Origin of the sequence: Pseudomonas sp. HMSC065H01 (genome assembly GCF_001815235.1) — a bacterium.
GTDB lineage: Bacteria > Pseudomonadota > Gammaproteobacteria > Pseudomonadales > Pseudomonadaceae > Pseudomonas > Pseudomonas aeruginosa.
In genome coordinates this window covers 43,316-59,002 of the sequence record NZ_KV819932.1, presented here as the reverse complement: position 1 = coordinate 59,002, position 15,687 = coordinate 43,316, and the positions used below count along the sequence as shown (strand labels likewise).

General features: G+C 65.6%; 16 protein-coding genes. 10 read left to right on the top strand and 6 right to left on the bottom strand.

What is annotated here, in order from left to right:
• Nucleotides 1–10: 10 nt before the first annotated feature.
• A complete protein-coding gene (gene ispD / locus HMPREF3014_RS27700) occupies nt 11–715 on the top strand; it encodes a 2-C-methyl-D-erythritol 4-phosphate cytidylyltransferase (RefSeq protein WP_023087101.1) in 705 nt (234 codons plus the stop codon).
• 60 nt (nt 716–775) lie between these two features.
• Here the strand turns inward: ispD and yedF are convergent, their stop codons facing one another.
• The 3 genes from yedF to gfnR form a co-directional block, all read right to left on the bottom strand.
• Nucleotides 776–1,024 (bottom strand): sulfurtransferase-like selenium metabolism protein YedF, encoded by a 249-nt coding sequence (yedF, locus tag HMPREF3014_RS27695; RefSeq protein ID WP_003092358.1) that lies wholly within the window; start codon nt 1,022–1,024, stop codon nt 776–778.
• Nucleotides 990–2,216 (bottom strand): selenium metabolism membrane protein YedE/FdhT, encoded by a 1,227-nt coding sequence (gene yedE / locus HMPREF3014_RS27690; protein WP_023087102.1) that lies wholly within the window; start codon nt 2,214–2,216, stop codon nt 990–992. The genes yedF and yedE overlap by 35 nt, the downstream gene beginning before the upstream one ends.
• Nucleotides 2,217–2,291: 75 nt before the next feature.
• Nucleotides 2,292–3,200 carry a glutathione-dependent formaldehyde neutralization regulator gene (gene gfnR / locus HMPREF3014_RS27685; RefSeq protein WP_003098564.1) on the bottom strand — a complete coding sequence of 303 codons (909 nt, stop codon included), beginning with the start codon at nt 3,198–3,200 and terminating at the stop codon, nt 2,292–2,294.
• A 131-nt stretch (nt 3,201–3,331) separates the two neighbouring features.
• Between gfnR and HMPREF3014_RS27680 the strand changes: the two genes are divergently transcribed.
• The 8 genes from HMPREF3014_RS27680 to rpoS all read left to right on the top strand — a co-directional run bounded on the left by HMPREF3014_RS27680 (nt 3,332) and on the right by rpoS (nt 10,410).
• Nucleotides 3,332–4,444, top strand: a complete 1,113-nt coding sequence (locus HMPREF3014_RS27680; protein ID WP_003092351.1) for an S-(hydroxymethyl)glutathione dehydrogenase/class III alcohol dehydrogenase — start codon at nt 3,332–3,334, stop codon at nt 4,442–4,444.
• Between the two features lie 53 nt (nt 4,445–4,497).
• A complete protein-coding gene (gene fghA, locus HMPREF3014_RS27675) occupies nt 4,498–5,349 on the top strand; it encodes an S-formylglutathione hydrolase (RefSeq protein ID WP_003113869.1) in 852 nt (283 codons plus the stop codon).
• Nucleotides 5,350–5,419: 70 nt separating this feature from the next.
• On the top strand, nt 5,420–5,893 hold the full coding sequence (ispF, locus tag HMPREF3014_RS27670; protein WP_003098560.1) for a 2-C-methyl-D-erythritol 2,4-cyclodiphosphate synthase: 474 nt from the start codon (nt 5,420–5,422) through the stop codon (nt 5,891–5,893).
• Nucleotides 5,890–6,957, top strand: a complete 1,068-nt coding sequence (gene truD / locus HMPREF3014_RS27665; protein ID WP_023087103.1) for a tRNA pseudouridine(13) synthase TruD — start codon at nt 5,890–5,892, stop codon at nt 6,955–6,957. Before ispF ends, truD begins: the two co-directional genes overlap by 4 nt.
• Entirely contained in the window at nt 6,945–7,694 is a 750-nt protein-coding gene (gene surE, locus HMPREF3014_RS27660; protein WP_003092341.1) for a 5'/3'-nucleotidase SurE, read from the top strand. The genes truD and surE overlap by 13 nt, the downstream gene beginning before the upstream one ends.
• Nucleotides 7,695–7,726: 32 nt before the next feature.
• The gene (locus tag HMPREF3014_RS27655) at nt 7,727–8,362 is read left to right on the top strand and encodes a protein-L-isoaspartate(D-aspartate) O-methyltransferase (protein WP_003098558.1); all 636 of its coding nucleotides are present in this window, start codon (nt 7,727–7,729) and stop codon (nt 8,360–8,362) included.
• A 45-nt stretch (nt 8,363–8,407) separates the two neighbouring features.
• Nucleotides 8,408–9,301: a peptidoglycan DD-metalloendopeptidase family protein gene (locus HMPREF3014_RS27650; protein ID WP_003115226.1), complete on the top strand. Its 894-nt coding sequence runs from the start codon at nt 8,408–8,410 to the stop codon at nt 9,299–9,301.
• 104 nt (nt 9,302–9,405) lie between these two features.
• A complete protein-coding gene (gene rpoS, locus HMPREF3014_RS27645) occupies nt 9,406–10,410 on the top strand; it encodes an RNA polymerase sigma factor RpoS (RefSeq protein WP_003113871.1) in 1,005 nt (334 codons plus the stop codon).
• A 426-nt stretch (nt 10,411–10,836) separates the two neighbouring features.
• Here rpoS and fdxA read toward each other — a convergent pair whose 3' ends face one another.
• The 3 genes from fdxA to HMPREF3014_RS27630 form a co-directional block, all read right to left on the bottom strand.
• On the bottom strand, nt 10,837–11,160 hold the full coding sequence (fdxA, locus tag HMPREF3014_RS27640; RefSeq protein WP_003092272.1) for a ferredoxin FdxA: 324 nt from the start codon (nt 11,158–11,160) through the stop codon (nt 10,837–10,839).
• 66 nt (nt 11,161–11,226) lie between these two features.
• Nucleotides 11,227–13,794, bottom strand: coding sequence for a DNA mismatch repair protein MutS (gene mutS / locus HMPREF3014_RS27635; RefSeq protein ID WP_012613730.1), 2,568 nt, complete (start codon nt 13,792–13,794; stop codon nt 11,227–11,229).
• Between the two features lie 125 nt (nt 13,795–13,919).
• Nucleotides 13,920–14,927: a TolB family protein gene (locus HMPREF3014_RS27630; RefSeq protein ID WP_012613731.1), complete on the bottom strand. Its 1,008-nt coding sequence runs from the start codon at nt 14,925–14,927 to the stop codon at nt 13,920–13,922.
• Nucleotides 14,928–15,074: 147 nt separating this feature from the next.
• On the opposite strand from HMPREF3014_RS27630, the gene HMPREF3014_RS27625 reads away from it, so the two are divergent.
• A complete protein-coding gene (locus HMPREF3014_RS27625; protein ID WP_003092262.1) occupies nt 15,075–15,581 on the top strand; it encodes a CinA family protein in 507 nt (168 codons plus the stop codon).
• The last annotated feature ends 106 nt before the right edge of the window (nt 15,582–15,687 follow it).

Genomic DNA, 15,687 nt, shown 5'->3' with positions numbered 1-15,687 from the left:
CCTTCTCCCGATGACGACTTCCGACCTTCCCGCCTTCTGGACGGTGATCCCCGCCGCCGGCGTGGGTTCGCGCATGCGCGCCGACCGCCCGAAGCAATATCTCGATCTTGCCGGTCGCACCGTGATCGAGCGCACCCTCGATTGTTTCCTCGAACACCCGATGCTCAGGGGCCTGGTGGTCTGCCTGGCCGAGGACGATCCCTACTGGCCCGGGCTGGACTGCGCCGCCAGCCGGTATGTGCAGCGCGCCGCCGGGGGCGCCGAGCGCGCCGGCTCGGTGTTGAACGGCTTGCTGCGCCTGCTGGAGTTGGGGGCACAGGCCGACGACTGGGTGCTGGTGCATGACGCCGCGCGGCCGAACCTGACCCGCGGCGACCTCGACCGCCTGCTCGAAGAACTCGCCGAAGATCCGGTCGGCGGGCTGCTGGCGGTGCCGGCGAGGGACACTCTCAAGCGCTCCGACCGCGACGGCCGGGTCAGCGAAACCATCGACCGCTCGGTGGTCTGGCTGGCCTATACGCCGCAGATGTTCCGCCTCGGCGCCCTGCACCGGGCGCTGGCCGATGCGTTGGTGGCCGGCGTGGCGATCACCGACGAGGCTTCGGCGATGGAGTGGGCCGGCTATGCGCCGAAGCTGGTGGAAGGGCGCGCCGACAACCTGAAGATCACCACCCCGGAAGACCTGCTGCGCCTGCAGCGCAGTTTTCCGCACTGAACCCTGGCACAAGAAAGCCGACCCTCGGGTCGGCTTTCTTGTCGTTGCAGGCTCGCTCGTTCAGCTTTCCAGCGGCACCTCTATGAGGAAGCGGAACAGCGCGCCATGCTGCTCCACCGCCAGGCATTTGTAGCCCTGGCGCTGGGTATCTTCGGGAATCCCGTGAACCGATTGCGAGCAGTCGGTGACCACTTCCAGGCGTTCGCCCGGCTGCATGGTCGCCAGGGTTTCCAGGGTGGCGATGGCGTTGTACGGGCAATGTTCGCCGCGCAGGTCAAGCGACAGGGTCGGTTTGTCGGTCTGGCTCATGGTTCGGTTTCCGCGGTCGGGTGAATCGGGAGGCGTTCAGTTGCACCAGCAGCAGGCACAGGGCCAGGCCGGCGAAGGTCAATAGCAGGCCGTTGCCGGGCCCGAAGCTTTCCAGCAGGTCGAGCTTGGGATAGGGCAGGGCGAGGCGGGTGCCCAACTGGTCCCAAAAGATCGCCACCAGGGTTCCGCCGATGACGTTGCCGATGCCGACCACCCAGAAGTGCACCTGGCCCTCCATCGAGCGGTACATCCAGCCGGTCTCGCAACCGCCGGCGAGGACGATGCCGATGCCGAAGAGAATGCCGCCGATGATCGCATTCGGGCCCATCCAGAAGATCTTCGGCGCGACGCCCAGGCGGATCGCGGCGAAGGTACCGATGCAGGCGGCCGCCATGCCGAGCAGGATGCCGAAGGCGGCGCGGGTCCGGCCGGTGGTCCAGAGGTCCCGTGCGGCGCTGGTGAAGCAGATCTGCGCGCGCTCGATCAGGCCGCCGAACAGCAGGCCGAACAGGCAGGCCATGCCCAGCACCAGCGATACCTCGAAGCGCCAGGCGGCGAACAGCGCGGCGAGCGCCAGCACCGCCAGGCCCAGGCGGGCCTGCAGGCGTGCGCGTCGGGCCAGGCTTTCGGCGCTGGGCAGGGCGCTGGCCGTGGCGCCGACTTTCAGCGGTGTGCGCAGGAACGGCAGCAGGCTGATCTTCACGCCGATCCAGGCGCCGCCGACGGTGGCGAACATGAAGGCCCAGGCATGCAGGGAAAACATCGGGATACCGGTGAAGAACGCCGCCAGGTTGCAGCCCATCGCCAGGCGCGCGCCGAAGCCGGCGACGATACCGCCGACCAGGCCCTGCAGCAGGCGACGTTTGCTGGTCGGCCAGCGCAGGCTGACGTTGCCGGCCCAGAGGGCGCAGCACAGGGCGCCGAGGAACATGCCGATGATCATCACTCCGTCGATCCGGTCCAGCGGCGTGCCTTGAAGGCCGATCAGCCTGAAGTAGCTCCAGTCCTGTGGCTGGTAGCCGAACCAGGACAGCACGTGGCCGCCCCAGCGGGTGAATTCGCCGGTCACCGCCCAGAAGGTGCCGGTGAGCGCGAAGTAGTAGGCGGAGGCGACGCCGAGGGCGACCAGCGCCGGCAGCGGCGACCAGAACCTCACCAGGTAGCGTTGGCGAAACGCATTGAAGGCAGACATGCGACTTCCTTGAATCGATAGCGGGTGGAACGGGAAACCGCCAAGTCTATCGCAGCGGTGAATCGCCTTACTGCTTCAGCGCAGGTTTTTCTCCCCGGCGAGTCCCGGATGGGATTGCGCCAGGCCTTCCTTGAGATAGTCCACCAGTTGCCTGACTTTCGGCGACAGGTGCCGCTGCTGCGGGTACAGCGCCCATACCGCGGTATTCGGCGGCTGGTGGCCTTCCAGCAGGGAGACCAGGCGGCCGCTGCGCAGATGCTCGATCACATAGTAGTCGGGCAGCTGGCACAGGCCGAAGCCGCGCAGGGCGGCGTCGAGCACCGCCTGGCCGCTGTTGCAGCGCCAGTTGCCCTGGACCCGGTGCTGGGTTTCCCGGCCGTCCTCGAGGAAGCTCCACAGGTCGCTGCTGCCGATCAGGCAGTTGAACTGGCCGAGTTCCGCCGGCGACTGCGGAGTGCCGTGGCGGCGCAGGTATTCCGGGGTGGCGCAGAGGTACATGACGCGTGGTGCCAACCGTGTGGCGACCAATCGCGAATCGCTCAGGCGGCCGAGGCGGATGGCCAGGTCGAAGCCCTCGTGGAGCAGGTCCAACTGGCGGTTGGACAGCTCGATGTCGACCCGCAGTTGCGGATAGTCGGCCATGAAGGCATTCACCAGCGGCACGATGAAACGTTCGCCGTAGGCTACCGCACAGGTCATGCGCAGCAGGCCCTTGGGCTCCGCGGAGAGGTCGCTGACCGCGCGCAGGGCTTCGTCGCGGGCGTCCTGCAGGCGCTGGCAATGTTGCAGGAAGGTCTGTCCGGCTTCGCTCAGCGATACTCGCCGGGTGCTGCGGTAGAGCAGGCGGGTCTGCAGGCGCTCCTCCAGGCGGGCGACCTGGCGGCTGATGTGCGACGAGGAAACGCCCATGCGTTCGGCTGCCGCGGTGAACTGCCCGGTTTCGGCGACAGCGACGAATTCGTCGAGTCCTTCCCAGCGATTCATCTGGATTGTCCCTGTATGGCAATAATGTTTTGATTATTGCCTGATTATTCCTTGAAACGCGGTTTTCTACACTTTCCGTTTCAGTGGGTCGCTTAGCGGCCCGCCGGCTTCCATCGTTCAGGAGTTCCCAGATGATCAAGTCCCGTGCCGCCGTCGCCTTCGCCCCCAACAAGCCGTTGGAAATCGTCGAGGTGGATGTGGCGCCGCCGCAGAAGGGCGAGGTACTGGTGCGCATCGTCGCCACCGGCGTCTGCCATACCGACGCGTACACCCTGTCCGGCCAGGATTCCGAGGGGGTGTTCCCGTGCATCCTGGGCCACGAAGGTGGCGGCATCGTCGAAGCGGTGGGCGAGGGCGTGACCTCCCTGCAGGTGGGCGACCATGTCATCCCGCTCTACACCGCCGAGTGCGGCAAGTGCAAATTCTGCCTGTCCGGCAAGACCAACCTCTGCCAGGCCGTACGCGCCACCCAGGGCAAGGGCCTGATGCCCGACGGCACCAGCCGTTTCTCCTACAAGGGCGAGCCGGTCTTCCACTACATGGGCTGCTCGACCTTCTCCGAATACACCGTGCTGCCGGAAATCTCCCTGGCGAAGATTCCCAAGGATGCCCCGCTGGAGAAGGTCTGCCTGCTTGGCTGCGGCGTCACCACCGGGATCGGCGCCGTGCTGAATACCGCCAAGGTGGAAGAGGGCGCTACCGTTGCCATCTTCGGCCTGGGCGGCATCGGCCTGGCAGCGATCATCGGGGCGAAGATGGCCAAGGCCGCGCGCATCATCGCAGTCGACATCAACCCGGGCAAGTTCGATATCGCCAGGGAACTGGGCGCCACCGACTTCATCAATCCGAAGGACTACGACAAGCCGATCCAGGACGTCATCGTCGAACTGACCGATGGCGGCGTCGACTACTCCTTCGAGTGCGTCGGCAACGTGCAGTTGATGCGCGCCGCGCTGGAATGCTGCCACAAGGGCTGGGGCGAGTCGGTGATCATCGGTGTCGCCGGTGCCGGCCAGGAAATCAGCACCCGGCCGTTCCAACTGGTCACCGGCCGCGTCTGGCGCGGTTCGGCGTTCGGCGGGGTGCGCGGGCGCAGCGAGCTGCCGAGCTATGTCGAGAAGGCGCAGAAGGGCGAGATCCCGCTGGATACTTTCATCACCCACACCATGGGGCTGGAGGACATCAACGAGGCCTTCGAGCTGATGCACGAAGGCAAGAGCATCCGCACCGTCATTCATTACTGACAAGCCGTCGCGGCGGGCCCTGCGGTTCGCCACGACCGTTTCACGGAGGTCACGTGAAGGATTCCCTCGAACTGATCGGCAGCCAGAAGACCTTCGGCGGCTGGCACCAGCGTTACCGTCATTTTTCCCGGACCCTGAACTGCGAGATGGTCTTCGCCATCTACCTGCCGCCCCAGGCCGAGCCGGAGGCGGCGCTGCCGGCCCTGTACTGGCTGTCCGGGCTGACCTGTACCGACGAGAACTTCATGCAGAAGGCCGGCGCCCAGCGGGTCGCCGCCGAACTGGGATTGGTACTGGTGGCGCCGGATACCAGCCCGCGCGGCAGCGGTGTCCCCGGCGATCCCGACGGCGCCTGGGACTTCGGCCTGGGCGCAGGCTTCTACCTGAACGCCACGCAGGAGCCCTGGGCCGCGCACTACCGCATGCACGACTACGTGGTGCACGAGTTGCCGGCGCTGATCGAGGCGCATTTCCCGGTGTCCCGGCGGCGCGGCATCAGCGGGCACTCGATGGGTGGGCATGGCGCGCTGGTTTGCGCGCTGCGCAACCCGGGGCGCTACCTGTCGCTGTCGGCCTTCGCGCCGATCTGCCATCCGAGCGATTGTCCCTGGGGCCAGAAGGCGTTCTCCCGCTACCTGGGCGAGGACCCGGCGGCCTGGCGCGAGTGGGATGCCTGTGCGTTGCTCGAGGGTGCGTCCGAACGCTTGCCGATCCTGGTCGACCAGGGCGAGCGCGACGACTTCCTCGCCGTCCAGCTCAAGCCGGAAGCGCTACGCAATGCGGCGGACAAGGCCGGCCACCCGCTGGAGCTGCGTCTGCAACCAGGTTACGACCACAGCTACTACTTCATCGCCAGTTTCATCGAGGATCACCTGCGCCATCATGCCGGGGTTCTCAACGGTTGATCCGCGATACCTGAAGCCTGTCCCGATCCGGGGTAGAATCACGCCCTGATTCCAACCAGGGCGTTTTTTCATGCGAATTGGCCATGGCTACGACGTGCATCGCTTCGGCGAGGGCGACTTCATCACCCTCGGCGGCGTGCGCATTCCCCACAAACATGGGCTGGTCGCCCACTCCGACGGCGACGTGCTGCTGCACGCCTTGTCCGATGCGCTGCTCGGCGCGGCGGCGCTGGGCGACATCGGCAAGCACTTCCCGGACACCGACCCGCGGTTCAAGGGCGCCGACAGTCGCGCGCTGCTGCGACACGTGGTCGCCATCGTCGCCGAGAAGGGCTGGAAGGTCGGCAACGTCGACGCCACGATCGTCGCCCAGGCGCCGAAGATGGCGCCGCACATCGAGACCATGCGCGGGTTGATCGCCGAGGACCTCGGCGTCGCGGTCGACCAGGTCAACGTCAAGGCCACCACTACCGAGCGGCTAGGTTTCACCGGACGCGAAGAGGGCATTGCTGTACATGCGGTCGCTTTGCTGATGGCCCGATGAGCGTTCTCGGCGAACTCGACCTGCTCGGGCCGCGCGCCCATGGGGCAGCCTGCGGCGAGGCGGTGCTCAAGGCCGTGGCCGAGGACTTCCAGGTCGACGAGGTGCTGGAAATTCCCCTCAGCGGTGAAGGCGAGCACCTCTGGTTGTGGGTGGAAAAGCGCGGATTGAACACCGAGGAGGCGGCCCGTCGCCTCGGCCGCGCCGCCGGCGTGCAGCAGAAGAACGTCAGCTACGCCGGGTTGAAGGACCGCCAGGCCCTGACCCGGCAATGGTTCAGCCTGCACCTGCCGGGCAAGGCCGATCCCGACCTGGGTGCAGCCGAGGGCGCGGACCTGCGGATTCTTCGCTGCACCCGTCATTCGCGCAAGTTGCAGCGAGGCGCGCATGCCGCCAACGGCTTCACCCTGCGTCTGACCGGGCTGCGGGCGGAGCGTGCCCTTCTCGACGCGCGCTTGGAACGTATCGCCGCGGACGGCGTGCCCAATTATTTCGGCCTGCAACGCTTCGGCCACGGCGGCGGCAACCTGGTCGACGCGCGCAGTTGCGCGGAACAGGACCTGCTGCCGGCGAACCGCAACCTGCGTTCGCGCTTCCTTTCCGCCGGGCGCAGCTACCTGTTCAATCGCCTGCTCGCCGAGCGGGTCGCGGAGGGTAGCTGGAACCGGGCAGCGGTCGGCGACCTGCTGGCCTTCACCGACAGCCGCAGCTTTTTCCTCGCTGGCGAGGAAGAATGCCGCGATGCCCGTCTGGCCGCCCTCGACCTGCACCCCACCGGACCGCTCTGGGGCGAGGGCGATCCGCCGAGCGGCGCCGGCGTCCTCGAACGCGAGCTGGCCCTGGCCGGGAGCGAGCCGGCGCTCTGCCGCTGGCTGGCGAAGGCGGGCATGGCGCACGAACGGCGCATCCTGCGGCTCCCCATCCAGGGGCTGGCGTGGCATTATCCCGAACCTGATGTTCTGCAACTGGAATTCGTCCTGCCGGCCGGTTGTTTCGCCACCGTAGTGGTGCGTGAAATCCTCGACCTGGTACCGACAGGGCAGACGGAAAACCCATGCGCATACTGATTGCCAACGACGACGGGGTGACCGCACCCGGTATCGCCGCGCTTTACGACGCGCTGGCGGATCATGCCGATTGCGTAGTGATCGCCCCCGACCAGGACAAGAGCGGCGCCAGCAGTTCCCTGACGCTGGACCGCCCGCTGCACCCGCAGCGCCTGGACAACGGATTCATCAGCCTCAACGGCACGCCGACCGACTGCGTGCACCTGGGCCTGAACGGCTTGCTGGAGGAATTGCCGGACATGGTGGTCTCGGGTATCAACCTGGGCGCCAACCTCGGCGATGACGTCCTCTATTCCGGTACCGTGGCGGCGGCCATCGAAGGGCGCTTCCTGAAGGGGCCGGCCTTCGCCTTCTCGCTGGTCTCGCGGTTGACGGACAACCTGCCCACCGCCATGCACTTCGCCCGCCTGCTGGTCTCCGCCCACGAGCGCCTGGCCGTGCCGCCGCGTACCGTGCTCAACGTCAATATCCCGAACCTGCCGTTGGATCGCGTACGTGGTATCCAACTGACCCGCCTCGGGCACCGCGCCCGTGCCGCCGCACCGGTGAAGGTGGTCAATCCGCGCGGCAAGGAAGGCTACTGGATCGCCGCGGCCGGCGATGCCGAGGATGGCGGGCCGGGGACGGATTTCCACGCGGTCATGCAAGGCTACGTGTCGATCACTCCGTTGCAGCTGGACCGTACCTTCCACGAAGCCTTCGGCGGCCTCGACGAGTGGCTGGGAGGACTGACGTGATGTCCGAAGACCTGCATCGCCGGGGTATCGGCATGACCTCCCAGCGTACCCGAGAGCGCCTGATCCAGCGCCTGTACGAAGAAGGCCTGTCCAACGCCCACGTGCTCGAGGTGATCCGCCGCACGCCGCGTCATCTGTTCGTCGACGAGGCGCTCTCGCATCGCGCCTACGAAGACACTGCCCTGCCGATCGGCCACAACCAGACCATTTCCCAGCCATTCATGGTGGCGCGGATGACCGAGTTGCTGCTGGCGGCCGGCCCGCTGGACAAGGTCATGGAGATCGGTACCGGGTCCGGCTACCAGACCGCGGTGCTGGCGCAACTGGTCGAGCGGGTCTTCTCCGTCGAGCGGATCCAGGCGTTGCAGGACAAGGCCAAGGAGCGTCTTGCGGAGCTAAACCTGCGTAATGTTGTCTTTCGTTGGGGCGATGGCTGGGAGGGCTGGTCGGCGTTGGCTCCCTACAATGGAATCATCGTCACCGCGGCGGCCACGGAAGTCCCGCAGTCGTTGCTGGACCAGTTGGCCCCGGGGGGCCGTCTGGTGATCCCGGTCGGTGGCGGCGAGGTCCAGCAACTGATGCTGATCGTCCGCACCGAGGACGGGTTCAGCCGCCAGGTACTCGACTCGGTACGTTTCGTCCCGCTGCTCAACGGCCCGATCGCCTGAGCCGGCGGCCGGCGTCGCTGGCCCGATTGAACGAAAGCGAAGAAGATGGATAAGGGGGAAGGATTGAGGCTAGCAGCGACCCTGCGGCAATGGACTCGGCTCTACGGTGGCTGCCACCTGTTGCTCGGGGCCGTCGTCTGTTCCCTTCTCGCCGCCTGTTCGTCGTCGCCTCCCGGCGGGGTCAAGGTCGTCGATCGCAACGGTTCCGCGCCTGCCGCTGCGCGGCGTACGCCGGTCACCAGCGGGCAGTACATCGTGCGCCGCGGCGACACCCTGTATTCCATTGCCTTCCGCTTCGGCTGGGACTGGAAAGCCCTGGCCGCGCGCAATGGCATCGCGCCGCCCTATACCATCCAGGTCGGTCAAGCTATCCAATTTGGTGGGCGGGCATCGACGCAACCGTCCGTCGCGAAAAACACGCCGGTCGTCGCTGCGCCCGTGGCGACCAAGCCTACCCCGGTTCCACCCGCAGTTAGTACGTCGGTACCTGCCAAGCCCGCACCGGCTCCGGCCTCGACCACGACCCCACCCAGCAGCGGCGCGACTCCCGTCGTCGCGGGGCCTGCGGTGGGGGGGTGGGCATGGCCTGCGAGCGGTACTCTGATCGGCCGTTTTGCCTCAAACGGAAGTTTGAATAAAGGGATTGATATAGCCGGTCAATTGGGCCAGCCTGTCCTGGCTGCGTCTGGTGGGACCGTTGTATACGCCGGTAGTGGTTTGCGGGGCTACGGCGAGTTGGTCATCATCAAACACAACGAGACCTACGTGAGTGCCTACGGTCACAACCGCAGGCTGCTGGTGCGGGAAGGGCAACAGGTCAAGGTAGGGCAATCGATTGCCGAGATGGGCTCCACAGGAACCGATCGGGTGAAGCTGCACTTCGAGATTCGCCGCCAGGGTAAGCCTGTCGATCCACTGCAATATTTGCCACGTCGCTGACCGGGAGTTCGCCCGCCCACATCATGTAGGTGAGCGGGTCCGGGCGTGTCCAGCGGGAAAGGAATCGCCCGGGCTTGAGTCGAACTCATGCAAGGGATAACGACATGGCACTCAAAAAAGAAGGGCCGGAGTTTGACCACGATGATGAAGTGCTCCTCCTGGAGCCCGGCATCATGCTGGACGAGTCGTCTGCCGACGAGCAGCCTTCTCCCCGGGCAACTCCAAAAGCCACCACTTCCTTCTCTTCCAAACAACACAAGCACATCGACTACACGCGCGCGTTGGACGCAACGCAGCTGTATCTCAACGAAATCGGTTTCTCGCCCCTGTTGACGCCCGAAGAGGAAGTCCACTTCGCTCGTCTGGCGCAGAAGGGCGATCCCGCTGGTCGGAAGCGGATGATCGAGAGCAACCTGCGGTTGGTGGTGAAGATCGCCCGGCGCTATGTCAATCGCGGACTGTCCCTGCTCGACCTGATCGAGGAAGGCAACCTAGGCCTGATCCGCGCCGTGGAGAAGTTCGATCCGGAGCGCGGATTCCGGTTCTCGACCTACGCCACCTGGTGGATCCGCCAGACCATCGAACGGGCCATCATGAACCAGACCCGGACCATTCGCTTGCCGATCCATGTGGTCAAGGAGCTCAACGTCTACCTGCGTGCGGCGCGGGAACTGACCCACAAGCTCGACCACGAACCTTCCCCCGAAGAAATCGCCAACCTGCTGGAGAAGCCGGTCGCCGAGGTCAAGCGCATGCTCGGCCTGAACGAACGGGTGACTTCGGTAGACGTCTCTCTTGGTCCGGACTCGGACAAGACCCTGCTGGATACGCTCACCGACGATCGCCCCACCGACCCGTGCGAGCTGCTGCAGGATGACGATCTCAGCGAAAGCATCGACCAGTGGCTGACGGAACTCACCGACAAGCAGCGTGAGGTGGTGATTCGCCGCTTCGGCTTGCGCGGGCACGAAAGCAGCACGCTGGAAGAGGTCGGCCAGGAAATCGGCCTGACCCGCGAGCGGGTTCGTCAGATCCAGGTCGAGGCGCTGAAGCGCCTGCGGGAGATCCTGGAGAAGAATGGCCTGTCGAGTGACGCGCTGTTCCAGTGACGGAAAACCTTAGACCCACTGAAGACCCGGCGTTCGCCGGGTTTTTTGTGTCTGCTCTTGTAAGCATTAACTTACACGGCGTGTGAGCCTAAGTAGATAAATGCCCGGGAGGTTTGCCAAAAACGCTCGGTGAATTTAAGTAACTTATTGAAATTAAAGGAATATATTTTTCTAAAATGGCTGCCGAAGAAGCTTCGCTGGGTTTTCTGGCAGGTTGCGGGATCACTGGGAATCGCTAATATCACTCCTGCGTACAGGGAACACGCAACCCCGAAGGATCGGGGAAGGGACGTCGCCAGGGAGGCGATTCATCAGGATGATGACGAGGGACTGAAGAGTGGGCGGGGTAATACCCCGCCCCTTTTTTTTGCCTGCCGTTTTACTCGTCGCCAAAGAAAAGGCCCGCTGTTTGCGGGCCTTGGCGTATCAGCGCTCCAGATGCTGGAGCTTGCCGGCGACGCCGTCCCATTCCTCGGCGTCGGGCAGGGCATCCTTCTTCTCGGTGATGTTCGGCCAGACTTCCGCCAGCTCGCTGTTCAGCTCGATGAATTCCTGCATGTTCTCCGGCACTTCGTCTTCGGAGAAAATCGCCTGGGCCGGACATTCGGGCTCGCACAGGGCGCAGTCGATGCACTCGTCCGGATGGATGACCAGGAAGTTGGGTCCTTCGTAGAAGCAGTCTACCGGGCAGACTTCCACGCAGTCGGTGTATTTGCACTTGATGCAGTTGTCGGTGACGACGAAGGTCATTTTCTAGTTCTCTCCTCAGGCGGGCGGCTAAGCGCGCGCGATTCTAGCAGCTTGTGCGGTAGTCCGTCAGACCCGCATCTTCCATGCATATAACAGATCGAGAGCTTGCCGCGGGCTGATATCGTCGGGATTGATCCTCGACAATTCATCGATCACCGGGTGCGGCAGGCTGGCGAACAGGTCGCTCTGCATCGGCGAGGCGGGCTTGCCGCTCTGCTGGCTCGGCATCTCGTGCGGCAGGCTGGTGGTTTCCAGGCGCTTGAGGTGTTCGCGGGCGCGCTGGATTACCGGGGCCGGCACGCCGGCCAACTGGGCCACCGCGAGGCCGTAGCTCTGGCTCGCCGGTCCCGGCAGTACATGGTGCAGGAACACGATGCGTTCATTGTGCTCGGTCGCGTTCAGGTGCACGTTGGCTACCGCGGGCTGGCTTTCCGGCAGTACGGTCAGTTCGAAATAGTGGGTGGCGAACAGGGTGAAGGCGCGAGTCCGGGCCAGGTCCTCGGCCGCTGCCCAGGCCAGCGACAGGCCGTCGAAGGTGCTGGTGCCGCGGCCGACCTCATCCATCAGCACCAGGCTCTTGTCGGTGGCGTTGTGCAGGATGTTGGCGGTTTCGCTCATCTCCACCATGAAGGTCGAGCGGCCGCCGGCAAGGTCGTCGGACGAGCCGATGCGGGTGAAGATGCGGTCCACCAGGGACAGCTCGCAGCGTGCAGCCGGAACGAAGCTGCCGATGTGCGCAAGCAGCACGATCAGCGCGGTTTGCCGCATGTAGGTGGATTTACCGCCCATGTTCGGACCGGTGATCACCAGCATCCGGGTGTCGGCATCCAGCGCCAGGTCGTTGGCCACGAACGGTGTCTCCAGCACCTGCTCGACCACCGGATGGCGGCCTTGCTCGATGTGCAGGCAGGTGTGTTCGACGAACCGCGGGCGATTCAGGTCGAGGTTCAGCGCGCGTTCGGCGAGATTCGCCAGCACGTCCAGTTCCGCCAGCGCCGAGGCGCTGTCCTGGAGCGGAGCGAGGTGGCCGATCAGGCGTTCCAGCAGCTCTTCGTAGAGCGCCTTCTCGCGGGCCAGGGCGCGGCTCTGGGCCGACAGCGCCTTGTCCTCGAAGGCCTTCAGTTCCGGCGTGATGAAGCGCTCGGCGCCTTTCAGGGTCTGCCGGCGGATGTAGTCGGCCGGAGCCTGTTCGGCCTGTACCCGTGGCAGCTCGATGAAGTAGCCATGGATGCGGTTGTAGCCGACCTTCAGGTTGGGCAGGCCGGTGCGGGCCTTCTCGCGCGCTTCCAGGTCCATAAGGAATTGCCCGGCGTTTTCGCTCAGCGCCTGCAGCTCGTCCAGCTCGGCGTCATAGCCGGTCTTGATCACGCCACCGTCGCGGATCACCGCTGGCGGGTTGTCGATGATCGCCTTGGCCAGCAGTTCGGCGAGTTCGGGATAGGTGCCGATGGTGGTGGCCAGCGCCTGCAGGTGCGGCGCTTCCAGTTCGGTCATGGCGTTCTGCAGGTCCGGCAGCGCCGCCAGCGCGTCGCGCAGGCGCGCCAGGTCGCGAGGGCGGGCGTTGCGCAGGCCGATGCGGGCGAGGATGCGTTCGAGGTCGCCGATTTCCTTGAGCTGCGGTTGCAGGTTCTCGAAGCGGTAGCGTTCCAGCAGGCAGGCGATGGACTCCTGGCGGGCTTCCAGTACCGCGCGGTCACGCAGCGGACGGTTCAGCCAGCGGCTCATCAGGCGGCTGGCCATGGCGGTCTGGCAGCGGTCGACCACCGATTGCAGGGTGTTCTCGCGGCCACCGCTGAGGTTGATATCCAGCTCCAGGTTGCGGCGGCTGGCACCGTCGAGGATCACCGTGTCATCGAGGCGGTCGTGGCGCAGGCTGCGCAGGTGCGGCAGGGCGGTACGCTGGGTTTCCTTGGCGTAGGCGAGCAGGCAGCCGGCGGCGCCGATGGCCAGGGTCAGGTTCTGGCAGCCGAAGCCTTTCAGGTCCTGGGTGCCGAATTGCTGGCAGAGGCTCTTGTGCGCCGAGTCGCGATCGAAGTCCCATGGCGCGCGGCGACGTACGCCGCGGCGCTTCTCCGACGGCAGGCCCTGTGGCCAGTCGTCGGGAATCAGCAGCTCGGCCGGGTTGAGGCGCTCCAGTTCGGCCAGCAGGGTTTCCCAGCCTTTTATCTCCTGGACGCTGAAGCGGCCGCTGGTGATGTCCAGCACGGCGAGGCCGAACAGGCGCTCGTCGCCGAGGATCGCCGCCAGCAGGTTGTCGCGGCGTTCGTCGAGCAGCGCCTCGTCGCTCACCGTGCCGGGGGTGATGATCCGCACCACCTGGCGCTCCACCGGCCCCTTGCTGGTGGCCGGGTCGCCGATCTGCTCGCAGATCGCCACCGACTCGCCGAGCTTGACCAGCTTGGCCAGGTAGCCCTCCGCGGAATGGAAGGGAATGCCTGCCATCGGGATCGCCTTGCCGCCGGACTGGCCGCGCGCGGTCAGGGTGATGTCGAGCAGCTTGGCGGCCTTCTTCGCGTCCTCGTAGAACAGCTCGTAGAAGTCGCCCATGCGATAGAACATCAATTGGTCGGGGTGCTGATGCTTCAGTTTGAAGTACTGCTGCATCATTGGCGTGTGCTGAGAGAGGTCGGTCATACGGGCCTTCGGAAGCGGGCTTTGGACGGTGCAAAAGAGGGCAATGTTAACCCGATTCACCGGCCTGTGTCGGGTCCGTTCGGAACCGGCGCGGACCCTCAGGTCCGCGCCTGTGCGGGCTGCTTTCAGCGTGCCGCGGTATAGCTGGCGCCGAGCTTCTGCCGACCGTCGGGCAGGTTGATCTGCGCCGGGTCGAGACGCCAGACCCGCGCCGCGGCGATGTCACCGAGGAGCAGGCTGTAGGTCGGGTCGAACGAAGTGCTGGAGAAGATCAGGTAGTCCTCGTTCACCGGCGCGGCATCGGAATTGTCGCCCTGGCAGTGGTTGAGCGGCAGGATCGCCGGGGTGCCGGGCGGGCTGTTGGGTACGACCATGGCCAACTGGTCGTTGCCGGCCGGCTGGGTACGCGAGAGGAAGTAGGCGGTGTAGTCGCGTACCACCGGGTAATAGTCGCGGCCCCCCGCGGCCGGGGTGGCGAGGGGGCTGACCTGGCCGTTCTCCAGGTTCCTGCGCACCACCCGCAGGCTGTCGCCGGCTCCTGTCGCGTAGACCACGTACTTGCCTGAGGGCGTGAGGAACGGCATCGACTCCTCGGTGCTCCAGCCGTCGCCGGTCACGGCTTTCCAGGCGCTCACGCCGACGCTGCCATCGCCATTGAAGACCAGGGTGGCGAGGCGGATGTCGCCCTCGTGCTTGAGCACAACCTGGCGGCCGTCGAAGGAGAACTTCGGATCCTCGTTGCGACCGCCGATGGCCGCGGTCAGGTTGCTCGGCGCCTGGGTACCGCCGATGGCCCAGGCGAACACGTGCCAGGCGCCATTCTGGCGGCCCATGAAGGTCAGGTAGCGGCCGTCCGGGGAGAAATGCGCATTCATCGGGTCCTCGATGTTCCAGCCGGGCTGGTTGAGCTGGCGGGTGCTCTTGCTCTTGAAATCGTGCAGGTAGAGGTTCGAGGAGCCGTCCCCGTACTCCATATAGCTGTGGTAGACCAGGCGCCCCCCGAGCGCGGGCAGGCTGCTGGCGGGTTGCAGGGCCAGGTTGGCGGTGCAGGCCGCATGGGCGGGGAGGCTGGCAACGGGGGAGAGGAGCAGGGCGAGGGAGAGCAGAGAGACCTTGAGTGGCGCGATGTTCATGGGGTGCCTTTCCTTGGACGGTGATGGAACACGCATGTTCGCGCATTCGCTGCCTTCGCGCGGTTGCGCTTGTCCGAAAGCTGCTTCTGAATGGAAAAGCCGATGGTGTAGGGTAGTCCCTTTCCGTTTCTACCCTGGAGAACAGTGATGACCCTGATGGAGTCCGACCTGACCGCACTGGCCGCCCGCCTCGGCGAAAGCCTTCGTTACCTGGGCGAGCAGGTCAGCACGGCGGAATCCTGCACCGGTGGCGGCATCGCCGAGGCGATCACCCGCATCCCGGGGAGTTCGGGCTGGTTCGAGGCTGGCTACGTGACCTACTCGAACCGCCAGAAGACCCTCCAGCTGGAGGTGCCCGAGTCGCTGTTCCCGGCAGTCGGCGCGGTCAGCCGGGAAGTGGTCGAGGCCATGGTGCGCGGCGCCCAGCGGCACAGCGGGGCGCGTTTCGCGGTGGCGGTGAGCGGTGTCGCCGGGCCCGACGGCGGCTCGCCGGAAAAGCCGGTAGGCACGGTCTGGCTGGCCTGGGCCGACGGCGAGCGGCTGGTCAGTGAGCGCTGCCAGTTCAACGGCGACCGCGACGCCGTGCGCCGGCAGACGGTGGCGACCGCGCTGACCGGCCTGCTGCGCATGAGCAACGGCGAGAACCCGGGCTAGCCGCGCCTGCGGGCAACCGTTCGGAACATTCTTCCCGTCGGGGGTAGGCGAGCGACTTGCCCTGTGGAATAATACTGTCTACTTATACAGTTGTTCGTGGCCGTCC